This is a genomic window from Flavobacterium flevense, assembly GCF_900142775.1.
Lineage (GTDB): Bacteria > Bacteroidota > Bacteroidia > Flavobacteriales > Flavobacteriaceae > Flavobacterium > Flavobacterium flevense.
Map to the genome: position 1 here is coordinate 56530 of NZ_FRCC01000009.1, position 15123 is coordinate 71652.

Consider the following 15123-nt stretch of genomic DNA (forward strand, 5'->3'; position numbering starts at 1 on the left):
TTATGCTGTTAATTCTTCTACCATTTGTACCTCAGTTTCCAAACGCTTTAATGCTTTTTTGTACTCTGTAGGCATTACTTTTACAAAATTTTCTAAGCTTGTATTCCAATCACTCAATAATTCGATACCTTTTGTACTGTTTGTGTACGCTACGTGTCTTTCGATTAAATGTTTTAATTCGTCAGCTTCGTTTCCTTCAACTGTTTCAAATTCGATGGTTTCAGTATTACATAAACCATTTTTGAATTTGTGCTGAGGATCATAAATATAAGCGATACCACCACTCATACCTGCAGCAAAGTTTCTTCCTGTTTTACCCAGAACGACTACTTTTCCTCCAGTCATGTACTCGCAACCGTGATCTCCCACACCTTCAACTACCGCTGTAGCACCTGAGTTACGAACTGCAAAACGTTCTCCGGCAATACCGTTGATGAATGCTTCTCCTTCGATAGCTCCAAATAAACAAACGTTACCTACGATGATGTTTTCTGAGGCAACAAATGTTGCTTTTGCAGGTTTCTTGATGATTAATTTAGCTCCGGATAAACCTTTTCCTAAATAATCATTTGTATTTCCTTCAACAGTAAAAGTTAATCCGTGTGCACTAAATGCTCCTAAACTTTGTCCTGCAGAACCTGTAAAGTTGATGTTTAAAGTATCTTCCGGCAAACCTAAGTGTCCGTAGATTTTAGAAATTTCGTTACTAACAATAGCACCTACTGAACGGTCCGTATTTTTAATAGGATATTCTAAAGTCATTTTTTCTTTTCTGTACAAAGCACGGTGAGAATCTTTCAGGATTTGGAAATCCATTACGTTTTCTAATCCGTGGTCTTGTTTTTCTGTATTACGAACGGTCATGTATTTGTACTTGTCCGGTCTGTGTAAGATAGAAGATAAGTCTAATCCTCTTGCTTTATAATGTGTAATGGCTTTGTTAGAATTGATTTTATGTGTTTGACCAATCATTTCTTCCAATGTTCTGAATCCAAGTTGTGCCATGATACCTCTTAACTCTTCTGCAACATAATAGAAGAAGTTAATAACGTGCTCAGGTGTTCCTTTAAAGTTTTTACGCAATTCTTTATCCTGAGTAGCAATACCTACAGGGCAAGTATTCAGGTGACATTTACGCATCATGATACATCCAGAAGCTACAAGTGGAGCAGTAGCAAAACCAAATTCTTCAGCACCTAATAAAGCAGCGATAGCTACGTCACGACCTGTTTTTAACTGTCCGTCACATTCTACAACAATACGGCTTCTTAAGTTGTTTAATACTAAAGTTTGTTGTGCTTCAGCTAATCCAAGTTCCCAAGGAAGACCTGCGTGTTTCAATGATGTTAATGGAGAAGCTCCTGTACCACCATCATAACCTGCAATTAATACTACGTCAGCTTTTGCTTTAGCAACACCGGCAGCAATTGTTCCAACACCAACTTCAGAAACTAATTTCACGTTGATACGTGCTTCTCTGTTAGCGTTTTTCAAATCGAAGATTAATTGTGCTAAATCCTCAATAGAGTAAATATCGTGGTGAGGCGGCGGCGAAATCAATCCTACGAAAGGAGTTGAGTTACGAGCCGATGCAATCCAAGGCAATACTTTCTCACCTGGTAATTGTCCACCTTCTCCAGGTTTTGCACCCTGAGCCATTTTAATCTGAATCTCTTTTGCACTGGATAAATAGTGAGAAGTTACTCCAAAACGTCCGGAAGCTACTTGCTTGATAGCCGAGTTACGACTGTCACCGTTTACATCCGGCTGGAAACGAGTTCTGTCTTCTCCACCTTCACCTGAATTAGATTTTCCTCCAATACGGTTCATAGCGATAGCTAAGTTTTCGTGTGCTTCTCTTGAAATAGATCCGTAAGACATCGCTCCTGTTTTGAAACGTTTTACGATATCCGTCCATGGTTCTACTTCGTCTAATGGAATTGGATCCAGATTATCAAATTCGAATAAACCACGAATAGTCATTAAATTTTTAGCCTGATCGTTTACCGTTTTTGCATAAACATCATAACTGTCCTGATCGCTTAAACGTACTGCCTGTTGCAATTTAGCAATAGTAGTAGGGTTAAACATGTGTCTTTCCCCGTTACGTCTCCATCTGTATTCTCCTCCAATGTTTAATCCTAAACGGTTAGGAACTAATACATCCGGGTAAGCATACTGATATCTTTCGTTTATTTCTTTTTCTATTTCATACAATCCGATACCTTCAATTCTTGATGCAGTGTAAGGGAAGTATTTTTCAACAAATTTAGAGTTGAAACCAACAATTTCGAAAATTTGAGAACCTCTGTACGAGTGTAATGTAGAGATCCCAATTTTGTTCATGATTTTTAGAATACCTGAACCAATTGCTTTATTGAAGTTGTCAACAGCTTTTTGCTCGCTAATGCCGGTGATGAATCCTTCCTGTACTTGTACGCGAATGATTTCATTAACCATATAAGGATTGATAGCACTTGCTCCGTAACCAAATAATGTTGCAAAATGGTGTGGTTCACGTGGTTCAGCTGATTCGATGATGATATCAAAATAAGAACGTTTGCGTAAACGGTTCATTTGGTGATTTACATACGAACAAGCTAATAATGCAGGAATTGGAGCAAATTCTTTGTTTACACCTCTATCAGATAAGATAATGATGTTAGTTCCTCTTTCAACTGCTTTTGTAATTTGGATAATAATATCTTCTAAAGCATTTTCTAAACCATTTAAACCTTTATCTTTTGGATATAAGATTTCAATAGTTTCTGCTTTGAAATGATCAATATCAATATTTCTGATTTTTTCTAAGTCATCGTTAGAAATAACCGGATTCTGAATTCTTAATTTTCGGCATTGTTTGCTTGAAATATCAAAAATATTTCTGTCCTGACCTAGAGCTAAACTAATGTCAGTTACAATTTCCTCACGAATACCATCCAAAGGCGGATTAGTTACCTGAGCAAATAATTGTTTGAAATAGTTAGGAATTAATTGAGGTCTGTCTGATAATACAGCAAGAGGTGTGTCAATACCCATAGAACCTAAAGCTTCTTTTCCAGCCTGAGCCATTGGAGTAATCATATCCTGAATATCCTCTAATGTATAATTGAATAAACGCTCTCTGGTTTTTAAATCGATAGTTTCTATCGGACAAGCTTTAGTTGTAGTAGGAACATCTTTCAGGTTCAAACGGTATTGGTTCAACCATTCCTGATAAGGTCTTTCAGAAACAATTTTGCTTTTGATTTCCTCATCATTAATAATACGCCCTTCGTTCATGTTTACCAGGAACATTTTCCCCGGCTCTAATCTACCATGACTTTCCACATCTTCCGGCTCAACATTTACAACACCAATTTCTGATGCCATAATCAATTTGCCACTTTTAGTAACAGTATAACGGGAAGGTCTTAAACCATTACGGTCTAATAAAGCTCCTACATAATCTCCGTCAGAGAATGGTACAGATGCTGGTCCGTCCCATGGCTCCATGATACAGGCATTGTATTCGTAGAAAGCTTTTCTTTCGTCAGACATGGTTTTATGTTTTTCCCATGCTTCCGGAATCATCATCATCATTACTTCAGGTAATGAACGTCCTGTATGTGTTAATAATTCAACAACCATATCCATAGAAGCGGAATCTGACTTACCTGGAAGAATGATTGGGAATAATTTTTCTATTTGTGGTCCAAAGACATCACTTTTCATGATTTCTTCACGCACACGCATTCTGCTTACGTTACCTCTTAAAGTATTGATCTCACCATTTTGACACATGTATCTGAATGGTTGGGATAATTCCCATGTAGGCATTGTATTGGTAGAGAAACGCTGATGAACTAACGCTAAACGGGTAACTAAATCCGTTTGTTGTAAGTCAGTATAATAAGGCCCAATATCCTCAGGCATAATGATACCTTTATATATTAAGGTAGTAGTTGATAAACTAGGAACGTAGAAATAAGAACTTTGCGATATTTTAGAATTAGCAATAGTGTGTTCTGTAATTTTACGGGCAGCATACAATTTAGCTTTAAAAGTAGCTTCATCAAGAGATTCACTCTGACCCACAAAGATTTGCTCAATAGTAGGTTCAGATGCCAAAGCAATTTCTCCTAACTGAGTAGAATCAACAGGAACTTCTCTCCATCCTAAGATAGTAAGACCTTGTGCTTTAATTTCTTTTTCAAATATGTCTTTACAAAAAACGTATTGATTTTGGATTTTAGGTAAAAACACCATTCCCACAGCATATTCACGAGGAGCTGGTAATTTGAAATCACAAACTCTATTGAAATATTCGTGAGGAATATCAATCAAAAGTCCCGCTCCATCTCCCGTTTTTCCGTCAGCACTCACACCACCACGGTGCTCTAGTTTTACTAGAATTTCTAATGCGTCGTGTATAATTTGATTCGTTTTCTCACCTTTAAGGTTGCAAATAAAACCAGCTCCACAGTTTTCATGCTCGAATTCTGGCAAATAAAGGCCTTGTTCTTTAAGTTTCATGCTTGATAATTTTTTCTACAAAAATAGATATTTCATTAAATATAATCCATTCATTGAGGCTATTATGAGCTACTTTTACAGGAATAATAGAAAAATGTATAATAAATAATAATAATTGCATTATTTACGTCATGTATTAACAAATCGTTAATATACTCTTGTTTTTTAGGGCATATTTTGACAATTATTTCTGATTTTTTTAAAACCAATATTGTAAAATTTAAGGTAAAAACGTCAGTTTGCTCTTTTTTTCGCTATAAAATCTTTTTTTTGCTGAAAAAATGAACGCAAAAGCATTTTTTTTTAACTTTATTTATAAGATATTTTAAATCACTAAAAAGATTTCAGAATTAAGTTCATTTTTGCTACTTTTGTCGCACTCATATTTTGAAATAAATTCAGAATCCAGACAAATTCTATATTATGAACATACACGAATATCAAGGAAAAGAGATTTTAGCAAGCTACGGAGTGCGCGTTCAACGCGGAATCGTTGCGAATAATGCGGTTGAAGCTGTTGCTGCTGCAAAACAATTAACTACCGAAACTGGAACAAGTTGGTACGTTGTAAAAGCCCAAATTCACGCCGGTGGACGTGGAAAAGGAGGTGGGGTGAAACTTGCTAAAGGAATCGATAAAGTAGAAGGAGTTGCAAGCGAAATCATCGGAATGCAATTAATCACTCCTCAAACTTCTGCAGAAGGTAAAAAAGTACACAAAGTTTTAATTGCTGAAGATGTTTACTATCCTGGAGAATCTGAAACTTCTGAATTTTATGTTTCTGTTTTATTGAACAGAGCTACTGGTCGCAACATGATTATGTATTCTACTGAAGGTGGAATGGATATTGAAGAAGTGGCTGAACATACTCCACATTTAATTTTTACTGAAGAAATTGATCCTACTGTTGGATTACAAGGTTTTCAGGCAAGAAGAATTGCTTTTAACTTAGGTCTATCAGGAAATGCTTTTAAAGAAATGGTGAAATTCATCGATGCTCTTTATAAAGCTTACATTGGTTCTGATGCTTCTATGTTTGAAATCAATCCGGTTTTAAAAACATCTGATAATAAAATTTTAGCTGTTGATGCTAAAGTAAATATCGACGATAACGCTTTGTACAGACAAAAAGCTTATTCTGAAATGCGTGATATTCTTGAAGAAAATCCAATTGAAGTAGAAGCTAAAGAAGTAGGATTGAACTATGTAGATCTTGACGGTACTGTAGGTTGTATGGTAAACGGTGCAGGTCTTGCAATGGCAACTATGGATTTAATTAAATATGCAGGTTTTGAGCCGGCTAACTTCCTTGACGTAGGTGGAACTGCTGATGCTAAACGTGTAGAAACAGCTTTCCGTATTATCCTTAAAGATCCAAACGTAAAAGCGATTTTAATTAACATCTTTGGAGGAATCGTTCGTTGTGATCGTGTTGCTCAGGGGGTTGTTGATGCTTACAAGAACATGGGAGACGCTATTAAAGTGCCAATCATTGTTCGTTTGCAAGGTACAAATGCTGAAATTGCAAAAGAATTAATTGATAATTCTGGTATGCCAATTTTATCTGCAGTGCAATTCCAGGAAGCTGCTGATCAGGTACAAGCTGCACTTTCTTAATAAGAAACTTAGTTATATATTGAAATCCTGTCTCGTTTTTTCGAGACAGGATTTTTTTTGTTTTTATAATTTACAAGTTGTGTTAATTTAATATTATCGGGCTGATTAGTGTTTTTTATTTACTGTTTTTCCTGTTTTTATACGATTAATTAAAAATTAGTTCTTCATTTTTACAGAGCTCCTATTTTTTGAGCGGATACTTTTCATACCTGATAAAAAATAAAAAAGAATCCCTTTTATGATTAGGTTAAGTAATTGTTTTTGTGGTTTTTATGTTGGAAAACAGTAGTAATTTTGAACTGTAATTAAAAACTAAAATCATGAAAAAATTATTTTTATCTGTTATTGTTACTTTGTTTATGAGTACAGCATTTGCTGCTAATAAGTCTCCTAATACAGCAAAAAATTTTGATGAGACTTACAGAGAATTGACTAAAATGTTGAATACGTATCCCAACTTTGGAGGATTAGATCAGGACGTTGTTGTAAAGGTGAAAATCGCAATTAATGAAAAACATGAAATTGTAGTATTGAATACTAATACAACAAATGAAGAATTGAACTACTACATCAAGAATACTTTAAATTATCAAAAGCTGTTAGCTGATGAATTAGAAGTAGGGAAAGGACTTGTTTTTCTGGTGAAGTTTACCAAGTAATTTTTTAAACTAAAAAAAGTAAAAAATCCCGGGTGTGAATCCGGGATTTTGTCGTTCTAGACGTTTTTTAGATAAATTATCCGCAAAGAATTAGTTAATTTCACTGTTTTGACTAATTTTTTTTCTACGAAAAAGCTATTTTAATGTGAATAGTGAAAATATTGTTGTTTTTTTTTATTGGGCTTCTATTTTTTGTGCTACAATATTTTGTGTCTCGTAAAACTTACTGTATCAGTGATTTAAGTGTTTTTTGGATAATGGTTTTTGCTACTTTTACAATGAAATCTTGAAACAATTTAATTCTAATTAAAAACTAAGAAATCATGAAAAAACTAATTCTATCAGCTGTCGTTACTTTATTTTTAACAGCAGCATTTGCAGCAGAGAAATCACCTAGTAATCCAACTGCTTCTTTAAATGAAACGTACAAGGAAATCACTAAAATGCTTAATAGCTATCCAACATTTACAGGATTAGATCAGGACGTTTTAGTAAAGGTGAGAATCGCAATTAATGAAAATCACGAAATTGTGGTGATGAGTACCAATACGACTAATGAAAGTCTAAACTATTTCATTAAAAACACGTTGAATTATCAAAAATTATCCACAGCAGAATTGGAAGCTGGTAAAGGACTTGTTTTTCTGGTAAAATTCACTAAATAAATGAAAGTAGTAAATTATAGAAAGTAAATCCCATTTGCAGAGGCAAATGGGATTTTTTTTTAATTAAAATGCATCTAAACCTGCTGCGGCAACGGTATGATCGTTTTCTACAGAACTTCCGCTTACACCAATTGCTCCAATAATTACCCCATTTTTATCATGAATTGGAATTCCTCCGGGAAAAGTAATCAATCCGCCATTGGAATGCTCAATGTTGTATAAAGATTCACCGGGTTGTGATAAACCTCCAATTACACCGGTGTTCATGTCAAAAAAACGTGCTGTTTTTGCTTTTTTTAATGATATGTCAATAGATCCCAGCCATGCACCATCCATTCGTGCAAATGCTACCAGATTAGCTCCTGAATCGACAACACAAATGTTCATTTTAGTATTTAATTCAATTGCTTTGCTTTTTGCGGAAGCTATTACAGCCTCGGCTTGTTTAAGTGTGATATTCATTTTTCTGTTTTTTTTGGTTATAACTATAAAATTAAACTAATTGATTTTGATATAGTTATTCTAAAGGGTCAAAAAAATATGAATAAAGGTCATTTTTGGATTTCTTTTGGATTAATACCAAATTCGTTTTTAAAAGCGATACTGAAATTAGAGTAACTGGTATAACCAATTTCGGCATAAATATCAGAGGGCTTACATTTTTTATCTTCTAATTGTTCTTTGGCGTAAAGCAATCTTTTCCTTTGAATCCATTTTCCCGGATTTTCCTGAAATTCAGTTATAAAATGACGCTTAAAAGTAGAAAGGCTTTTATTGCATAAAAAAGCAATTTCTTCCATTTTTAGATTCGAAATAGCATTGTTCTCAATTACATTTTTAAACGAAGTCTTGTTTTCACTGATGATTAGAGAATGCAGAAAAGAAATAAAAGAGTGTTTGTATTTTAAAATAAGGTACAGTAGAATTTCTTCAAATTTAATTCTGAATAATTCTTGTGATAACTCCGTTTCTATCGACATTAAAGTCGAAAGTGATTGTATGAACGATTTGATATAAGTGTCATTTTCGATTATAAAAAACGGGTTTTCAGTGTGACCTTTTTTCGAAAAATCAAAATTAGATTTATGCTTAAGTAAAAAAGATTCCAGGCTGTTTTGAGAAAAGAAGAAAAGTTTACAAAAATAAGTTTGCTCTTCTAAAAGTAATTCGGTGAACAAACAATTGCCTGGTTTTATTAATACAGATTGGTTTTCATTTATAGTAATGGAAGTGTCAGCAAAGTTAATTTTCTTTTGACCGGTTTGTAAAAAGCTGAATAAATTAAGGTTTACATTGGCTTTACGGTTAATAATATCGGTAGTCATGATATAGTCAAAAGCAAATAAATCAGGAATTGGTTTTTTACTGTTAATAAATTTTTCGGGTAGTTGAAGTATGTTCATTGGGTTGGTTTTGAGATAAATATAAAGAATTTATCTCCAAACAAAAAAATCTTAAGTTTCAACTTAAGATTTTTTGTTTTTACCGTTATTGAACTTTACTTTTTCTACGACCTGCACTTTTGGAGTTGCTTTTGAATTGGTTTTCTTAAAAGGTTTTTTAGCCCCGGAACCTGATTTGGAAGGTTTTTGATCTCCTCTGCTTTTTTCATCATCTTTAGCAGTCGCTTTAAATTCTGATCGTTCTTTTGTGCTGTCTTTTTTAGGAATCTCCGATTTGTGTTTTGCTAAAACATCTTTCGGATTTTTAGGATTTTCTTTAGTTCCTCGCAAATGAATTACTAATGCATTGAGGAAATTGCGCAATACCTGATCGCCACATTCCATATAATTAGGATGTTTTTCGTCACGAAAAAAAGCACCTAATTCTGATTTGGAAATTCTGAAATCAACTAATTCCAGTATTTCTACAATTTGGTCGTCACGTAACATTAAGGCTACGCGTAATTTTTTAAAAATATCGTTGTTTGTCATTTTTGTATTTTTTACAAAGGTACGTTTTTATGACATTAGCTTATCACTTTCATTTTAGTATTGATTGAGGATTTTTATTATTTTGTCTAAATCCTTCTTTTTATGATTTGCTGTAATTATAATCCGGTTGAGATAATCCGTTTCTGAGGTGTATTTGAAATGAGTGATAATAATTTTTTCAGAAGCTAAAATGCTGTTGATGTTTTCAATTCGGGGATAAATCACAGGATAATTTTTGTCAAAAAGAATATTGGGATTTGAAATCAATTTGGAATCCAGATAATTCAGGTTTTCTTTTAATTTTTTGTTTTGAGCAAAATACAGCTTTTTTGCATCAGCAATAGTTTTTACAAAAGCCGGATTCATTCCCGCACTGGATACAAATGTATCGTTTGTTTTTATTTTCGAAATAAAAGCTGCATCGGCTGCAATCACACCGCCTGACAATCCCATGGCTTTCCCTAAAGATGAAACCAGAATTTTTCGTTTGATATTGGGCTGTTGTATTGTCGAATAAATTCCGCCGCCATTTGAACCCAAAATTCCCAGTGAATGGGATTCATCAATGACTACGGTTATTTCTTTATGCTTCGAAATTGGTTCCAAAACAGAAAAATCGACTGCTGTAACAGCATTAGTACTAACAGCATCGGTAAGAATGGTAATCTTTTCAGAATTTGCGTCTAATAAACGGGGATTTAATTGGTTGTTTATAAAAAACGGAAGACTGTTTTTATGAGTTATAGCAACATGCGTATCCGGAAAATGATAGAATACATCTGTTTGAGATGCTAAAGTAGTAAGCACTAATTGACCCGCCAGCATTCCGGATGAAACCGTAAGAGCCGCTTCGGTCTGGATGAATTGTGCTAAAAAAGTTTCTCCTTTTTCATAAGCAGTCAATTTAATATTGGCATTTCTGGAACTTCCGTAAGCAGTTCCCCATCGGACAATATTTTTAAAAAGGATTTTTTGAAATTTTTTATTTGGCGGTAAGCCTAAATAAGCGGTACCGCCAAAATATAAATATTTTTCTCCGTCAGTTTTTAAAATCCGATCCGGAAATTGTGTTACTTTCATTAATTGTTATTTGAGAACAACTCCTGTTCCATTTAAATTAGAATATCCAATAATTCCATTTTCAATTTGTACTCCGTTAGCAATATCTTCCGATAAAAGCAGCGCTCCGTCCATATCTACATAATCCAGCTCAGGTAAAAGATGTGCAATTGCCGAAATACCCACAGAAGATTCCGTCATGCAGCCCACCATTGTTTTTAATCCTAATTTTTTGGCTTGTTGAATCATTCTTCGGGCAGGAGTTAAACCGCCACATTTTACTAATTTAATATTGACACCATGAAAATGATTGTAACATTTAGAAACATCTTGTTCTACAATACAACTTTCATCAGCGATAACCGGTAAAACTGAATGTTTGAAAATTATTTCGTGTCCTTTCCAGTCATCTGCTTTTAAGGGCTGTTCCAGAAATTCGACTCCCAGTTTTTTTAATTCTACAGCATTATTTAGTGTTTCTTCAATTCCCCATCCGCAATTAGCATCGATTCTAAAAACCGCATCAGTATGTTCTCTTAATGCTTTTACAATGGCAATATCCTCGCTGGTGCCCAATTTTATCTTATAAATGGGCCATGGCAATTCTTTCATTTTATCGACCATTTTATCAATAGAATCAATTCCGATGGTGTAGTTTGTCAAAGGATTTTTTTCGATATTATAATCCCAGAGTTCATGAAGTTTTTGTCCTTTCTTTCGGGCATATAAATCGGTGTAAGCCATATCTAATGCGCATAAAGCAAACATATCCTGTTTTAAATAAGGATATACTTTTGCCCAGAATTCCTCAGGAGTTTCATCTTCAGCAGACTCAATAAGAGTCCGGATCGCTTCTAAATCCTGTTTCATCATGGATACACTAATATTATAATAAGGATTAGAAGTTGCTTCACCATATCCTGAGCATCCACCGCTTTTTAATTGAACAATTAACGAGGGCTGAATATCAATCGATTCTCTGGAAATCGTAAAAGTATGCTTTAATTGTAGCTCGTATTCTTTGATGATCAATTCCATAATAGTGCGTTTGATGATAAAATTAAGCTATAAAAATGAATATTTTTTAACCAAATAACAGAATTTTGATTTTCGGATTTTTTTAATCTCATTTTGCTTATATCACAAAAAAGAATATTGATAAAAGTGTTTTCTGTAAAAGAAGGTTTTGGACATTGGTTTTTTTGAAACTAAAAGTTAAAATATTTTAATATCTGACTATTTTTTAACTTTTTTAGCGAGTAAAAAAATGTGATTTTTCAATTAAATTGTTTAATAATGGAACTTTCTTTGGGTTATTATCATAAAAAATGATATTTTAGCTAAAATTATTTATGATATGGATACGTGTGAAGAAAAGAAGAAATTACTTTTAGAGATGATTGCCTTTGCAATAGTTGATGGTGAATTGAGTAAAAAAGGCTATGATTTTTTATTTTTAATTGCCAATGAACTAAATTTTGAAAAAGGAGGATTCATCGATTTACTCGGTCAGGAATTGCCGCCATTACCAGATAATTTAAAACTGCACCGAATTAAACAATTTTATCAGTTAGTGGTGTTTTTTCAGAATGATGGAATTTTATACAAACAGGATCCGGATTTAATTATTCATATTGCCATTAGTATGGGATTAGACACAGATGCTGTACGGTTGTTATTGAAAAAAATGAAAAATGCACCTAATACTACTATTTCTGACGATACTTTGTGGAATATTTTTCACGATGAATCAGCGTATTAAGCTAGTTGATCCTGTAGTTTCTTAATTTCATCACGTAATTTAGCGGCTTGCATAAAGTCCAGTTCTTTTGCTGCTTTTTCCATAGCTTTACGCTTCTCGCGAATGCGTTTTTCTACTTCGTCTTTTGATAAATATTCATTTACGGGTTCGGCTGCTGAGTTTATCACGTGACCCAGTTCGTATTCTACTAAAGGATTTTTAGTAAAAGCACTATCAATTTTCTTATTCAATGCCTGCGGAATAATATTATTAGCAATATTGAAATTAATTTGTTTTGTTCTGCGGTATTCCGTTTCATCAATGGTTTTTTGCATACTTGCCGTAATTTTATCAGCATACATAATGGCTTTTCCATTTAAATTTCGGGCAGCACGACCGATAGTTTGTGTAAGAGATCGGTGTGAACGCAGAAATCCTTCTTTATCTGCATCTAAAATAGCAACAAGAGAAATTTCAGGTAAATCGAGTCCTTCCCGTAATAAATTGACACCAATTAATACATCAAACAGTCCTTTTCTTAAATCCTGCATGATTTCGATGCGTTCCAGTGTATCCACATCCGAATGAATGTAACGGCAACGAATACTTACTTTAGTTAAATATTTTGCTAGTTCTTCCGCCATTCTTTTGGTTAAAGTAGTGACTAAAACACGTTCGTCCAGTTCGCAACGCTGCTGGATTTCTTCAATCAAATCATCAATCTGATTCAGGCTGGGACGAATTTCGATAACGGGATCTAATAAACCGGTTGGGCGAATCACTTGTTCGACATAAACACCATCACTTTTTTGTAATTCATAATCAGCAGGTGTTGCTGATACATAAATTACCTGATTTTGCATGGCTTCAAATTCCTCAAATTTCAACGGACGGTTGTCCATCGCAGCCGGAAGTCGGAAACCATATTCTACTAAATTTTCTTTTCGGCTTCTGTCGCCGCCATACATAGCATGAACCTGAGATAAGGTAACGTGACTTTCGTCAACAACCATTAAATAATCCTTCGGAAAATAATCCAATAGACAGAATGGTCTTGTACCTGCTTGTCGCCCGTCGAGGTAACGGGAGTAATTTTCGATACCGGAACAATAACCCAGTTCCCGAATCATTTCCAGGTCAAAATTGGTTCTTTCTTCCAGTCTTTTGGCTTCCAGATGCTTGCCTATTTCTTTAAAATAATCCACTTGTTTGACTAAATCCTGCTGAATTTCCCAGATAGCACCTTGCAACACATCAGGCGAAGTCACAAACATATTAGCCGGATAAATAGTGAGCTTATCAAATCGTTCAATGACTTTGGAAGATTGTACATCAAATGATTCAATTTCCTCAATTTCATCGCCAAAGAAATGGATTCGATACGCATCATCAGCATAACTGGGGAAAACTTCGACAGTATCCCCTTTTATTCTGAAATTCCCGGGAGTAAAGTCGGCTTCTGTTCTGGAATATAAACTTTGTACTAAAGAATGCAATAATTTGGTGCGTGAAATTTCCTGATCTCTGCGAATTTCAATAACGTTCTTTTGAAATTCTACAGGATTTCCAATACCATACAAACAAGAAACGGAAGCGACTACCAGAATATCTCTTCGTCCTGAAAGCAGGGAAGAAGTGGTACTCAGACGCATCTTTTCCAGCTCTTCATTGATGGACAAATCTTTTTCTATAAAAACTCCTGTTACAGGCATAAAAGCTTCGGGCTGGTAATAATCGTAGTAAGAAACAAAATATTCCACCGCATTATTGGGGAAAAACTGTTTGAACTCGGAATACAATTGGGCAGCTAAAGTTTTATTATGTGCCAAAACCAAAGTGGGACGCTGTACTTCCTGAATTACATTGGCCACCGTAAAGGTTTTACCGGATCCCGTTACCCCAAGAAGGGTTTGGAATTTTTCACCAGCTTCAATACCCTGAGCTAATTTTTCAATTGCCTGGGGTTGGTCTCCTTTAGGTTGGTAATCCGATACGACTTGGAATTTCATTTATTTTTTATTGCAAAGTTTGAAGTTGCAAAGTTACAAAGTTTATTGGCAATAAAGTAGATTGATGGTAACGGCATAAAAAGCTGGCTTATTTTTTCTTTTTATAAAAAGAGACTAGCCAATAAATATTAATCGTAATCAAAATGTTAAGGATTAAGCCAAGATATATAAATTCCTTCGTAGAAAGGTTTTTAAATTCGGGTCTTTGTATTTTTTCATTTATTGCTATACAATAGGGAATCAATAAATATATTGTAAAAAATAAAAAGATAAATTTTCCAATTAATTTCATATAGCTACATGTTAATCATCCAGCCCTTTTCCGTCCAGAATTTTTGGAATGTATTTTTCAATTCGGGCTTCACGGGTTTTAGCTTGTTTGGCTGATGAAAAATACAATAAATAGGCTTTTTGACGTCCCGGAGTTAAGGAATAGAATGCTTCTTTAAGTTCGGACATATCTTCCAGAACGGTTTGGAATCCTTCCGGCATCTGGTATTGAGCCGTGGTTTTCATGACAACTTTAAGTCCTGCTTTTTCAATAGCAATGGCTTCCTGAATGTATTCCCTGATTACCGATTCTAATTTTTCAATTTCTGCTGTGTTTTTAAAACGGAGCTGTCTCCTGTCCTGAACATTTTCCGTTTGCTGAATCAGTATTCCCTTTTCATCTTTCATTAAAACACCTTTAAAAAAAAGTAGTGCGCAATAGTCTTTAAATCCGTGAATCAATACTATGTTGGCATTATTCAGCGTGTAGCAGGGATGCATCCATTTAAAATCTTCTTCTAAATCACATTCTGTAATTATTTCTCTTAAAAGTGTCATTTCGTCCTGCCACTTTTTTGCTTTGCTTAAAAATTGGATTACTTTAGGATTCATAATTTTTGTTTTGAAGCGAATAATTATTTTTTGATAAAATTA

General features: G+C 34.2%; 12 protein-coding genes. 4 read left to right on the forward strand and 8 right to left on the reverse strand.

The genetic code is table 11. The annotated features are described in order from the left end of the window. A complete protein-coding gene (gene gltB / locus BUB89_RS14460; RefSeq protein WP_073246240.1) occupies positions 1 to 4515 on the reverse strand; it encodes a glutamate synthase large subunit in 4515 nt (1504 codons plus the stop codon). Between the two features lie 423 nt (positions 4516 to 4938). On the opposite strand from gltB, the gene sucC reads away from it, so the two are divergent. The 3 genes from sucC (at position 4939) to BUB89_RS14475 (ending at position 7456) form a co-directional block, all read left to right on the forward strand. Continuing rightward, the gene (gene sucC, locus BUB89_RS14465) at positions 4939 to 6132 is read left to right on the forward strand and encodes an ADP-forming succinate--CoA ligase subunit beta (RefSeq protein WP_073246242.1); all 1194 of its coding nucleotides are present in this window, start codon (positions 4939 to 4941) and stop codon (positions 6130 to 6132) included. A gap of 320 nt (positions 6133 to 6452) precedes the next feature. Further along, a complete protein-coding gene (locus tag BUB89_RS14470; RefSeq protein ID WP_073246244.1) occupies positions 6453 to 6791 on the forward strand; it encodes a hypothetical protein in 339 nt (112 codons plus the stop codon). A gap of 323 nt (positions 6792 to 7114) precedes the next feature. Beyond that, complete coding sequence (locus tag BUB89_RS14475; RefSeq protein ID WP_073246246.1) at positions 7115 to 7456, forward strand: hypothetical protein; 342 nt, start codon at positions 7115 to 7117, stop codon at positions 7454 to 7456. Positions 7457 to 7519: 63 nt separating this feature from the next. Here BUB89_RS14475 and BUB89_RS14480 read toward each other — a convergent pair whose 3' ends face one another. The 5 genes from BUB89_RS14480 to BUB89_RS14500 all read right to left on the reverse strand — a co-directional run bounded on the left by BUB89_RS14480 (position 7520) and on the right by BUB89_RS14500 (position 11487). Then, on the reverse strand, positions 7520 to 7918 hold the full coding sequence (locus BUB89_RS14480) for a GlcG/HbpS family heme-binding protein (protein ID WP_073246248.1): 399 nt from the start codon (positions 7916 to 7918) through the stop codon (positions 7520 to 7522). Between the two features lie 89 nt (positions 7919 to 8007). After that, a complete protein-coding gene (locus BUB89_RS14485; RefSeq protein ID WP_073246250.1) occupies positions 8008 to 8859 on the reverse strand; it encodes a helix-turn-helix domain-containing protein in 852 nt (283 codons plus the stop codon). Between the two features lie 63 nt (positions 8860 to 8922). Then, entirely contained in the window at positions 8923 to 9390 is a 468-nt protein-coding gene (locus BUB89_RS14490) for a DUF1456 family protein (RefSeq protein ID WP_073246252.1), read from the reverse strand. 54 nt (positions 9391 to 9444) lie between these two features. Beyond that, positions 9445 to 10470 (reverse strand): aminotransferase class I/II-fold pyridoxal phosphate-dependent enzyme, encoded by a 1026-nt coding sequence (locus BUB89_RS14495; protein ID WP_073246254.1) that lies wholly within the window; start codon positions 10468 to 10470, stop codon positions 9445 to 9447. Between the two features lie 6 nt (positions 10471 to 10476). Next, on the reverse strand, positions 10477 to 11487 hold the full coding sequence (locus BUB89_RS14500) for a dipeptide epimerase (protein ID WP_073246256.1): 1011 nt from the start codon (positions 11485 to 11487) through the stop codon (positions 10477 to 10479). 319 nt (positions 11488 to 11806) lie between these two features. Here BUB89_RS14500 and BUB89_RS14505 point away from each other — a divergent pair, with 319 nt between their 5' ends. Then, positions 11807 to 12211, forward strand: coding sequence for a hypothetical protein (locus BUB89_RS14505; RefSeq protein WP_073246258.1), 405 nt, complete (start codon positions 11807 to 11809; stop codon positions 12209 to 12211). Here the strand turns inward: BUB89_RS14505 and uvrB are convergent. Both uvrB and BUB89_RS14515 read right to left on the reverse strand, forming a co-directional pair. Beyond that, on the reverse strand, positions 12208 to 14199 hold the full coding sequence (gene uvrB, locus BUB89_RS14510) for an excinuclease ABC subunit UvrB (protein ID WP_073246260.1): 1992 nt from the start codon (positions 14197 to 14199) through the stop codon (positions 12208 to 12210). The genes BUB89_RS14505 and uvrB overlap by 4 nt on opposite strands. 303 nt (positions 14200 to 14502) lie before the next feature. After that, positions 14503 to 15081 (reverse strand): YdeI/OmpD-associated family protein, encoded by a 579-nt coding sequence (locus BUB89_RS14515; protein WP_073246262.1) that lies wholly within the window; start codon positions 15079 to 15081, stop codon positions 14503 to 14505. Positions 15082 to 15123 lie beyond the last annotated feature (42 nt).

What these genes read in the sequence shown, in the direction of transcription:
- BUB89_RS14490 (WP_073246252.1), bottom strand. Translation starts at nt 9,390, where the DNA reads ATGACAAACAACGATATTTTTAAAAAATTACGCGTAGCCTTAATGTTA.
- BUB89_RS14485 (WP_073246250.1), bottom strand. Translation starts at nt 8,859, where the DNA reads ATGAACATACTTCAACTACCCGAAAAATTTATTAACAGTAAAAAACCA.
- BUB89_RS14500 (WP_073246256.1), bottom strand. Translation starts at nt 11,487, where the DNA reads ATGGAATTGATCATCAAAGAATACGAGCTACAATTAAAGCATACTTTT.
- BUB89_RS14515 (WP_073246262.1), bottom strand. Translation starts at nt 15,081, where the DNA reads ATGAATCCTAAAGTAATCCAATTTTTAAGCAAAGCAAAAAAGTGGCAG.
- BUB89_RS14495 (WP_073246254.1), bottom strand. Translation starts at nt 10,470, where the DNA reads ATGAAAGTAACACAATTTCCGGATCGGATTTTAAAAACTGACGGAGAA.
- sucC (WP_073246242.1), top strand. Translation starts at nt 4,939, where the DNA reads ATGAACATACACGAATATCAAGGAAAAGAGATTTTAGCAAGCTACGGA.
- BUB89_RS14470 (WP_073246244.1), top strand. Translation starts at nt 6,453, where the DNA reads ATGAAAAAATTATTTTTATCTGTTATTGTTACTTTGTTTATGAGTACA.
- BUB89_RS14505 (WP_073246258.1), top strand. Translation starts at nt 11,807, where the DNA reads ATGGATACGTGTGAAGAAAAGAAGAAATTACTTTTAGAGATGATTGCC.
- BUB89_RS14480 (WP_073246248.1), bottom strand. Translation starts at nt 7,918, where the DNA reads ATGAATATCACACTTAAACAAGCCGAGGCTGTAATAGCTTCCGCAAAA.
- gltB (WP_073246240.1), bottom strand. Translation starts at nt 4,515, where the DNA reads ATGAAACTTAAAGAACAAGGCCTTTATTTGCCAGAATTCGAGCATGAA.
- uvrB (WP_073246260.1), bottom strand. Translation starts at nt 14,199, where the DNA reads ATGAAATTCCAAGTCGTATCGGATTACCAACCTAAAGGAGACCAACCC.
- BUB89_RS14475 (WP_073246246.1), top strand. Translation starts at nt 7,115, where the DNA reads ATGAAAAAACTAATTCTATCAGCTGTCGTTACTTTATTTTTAACAGCA.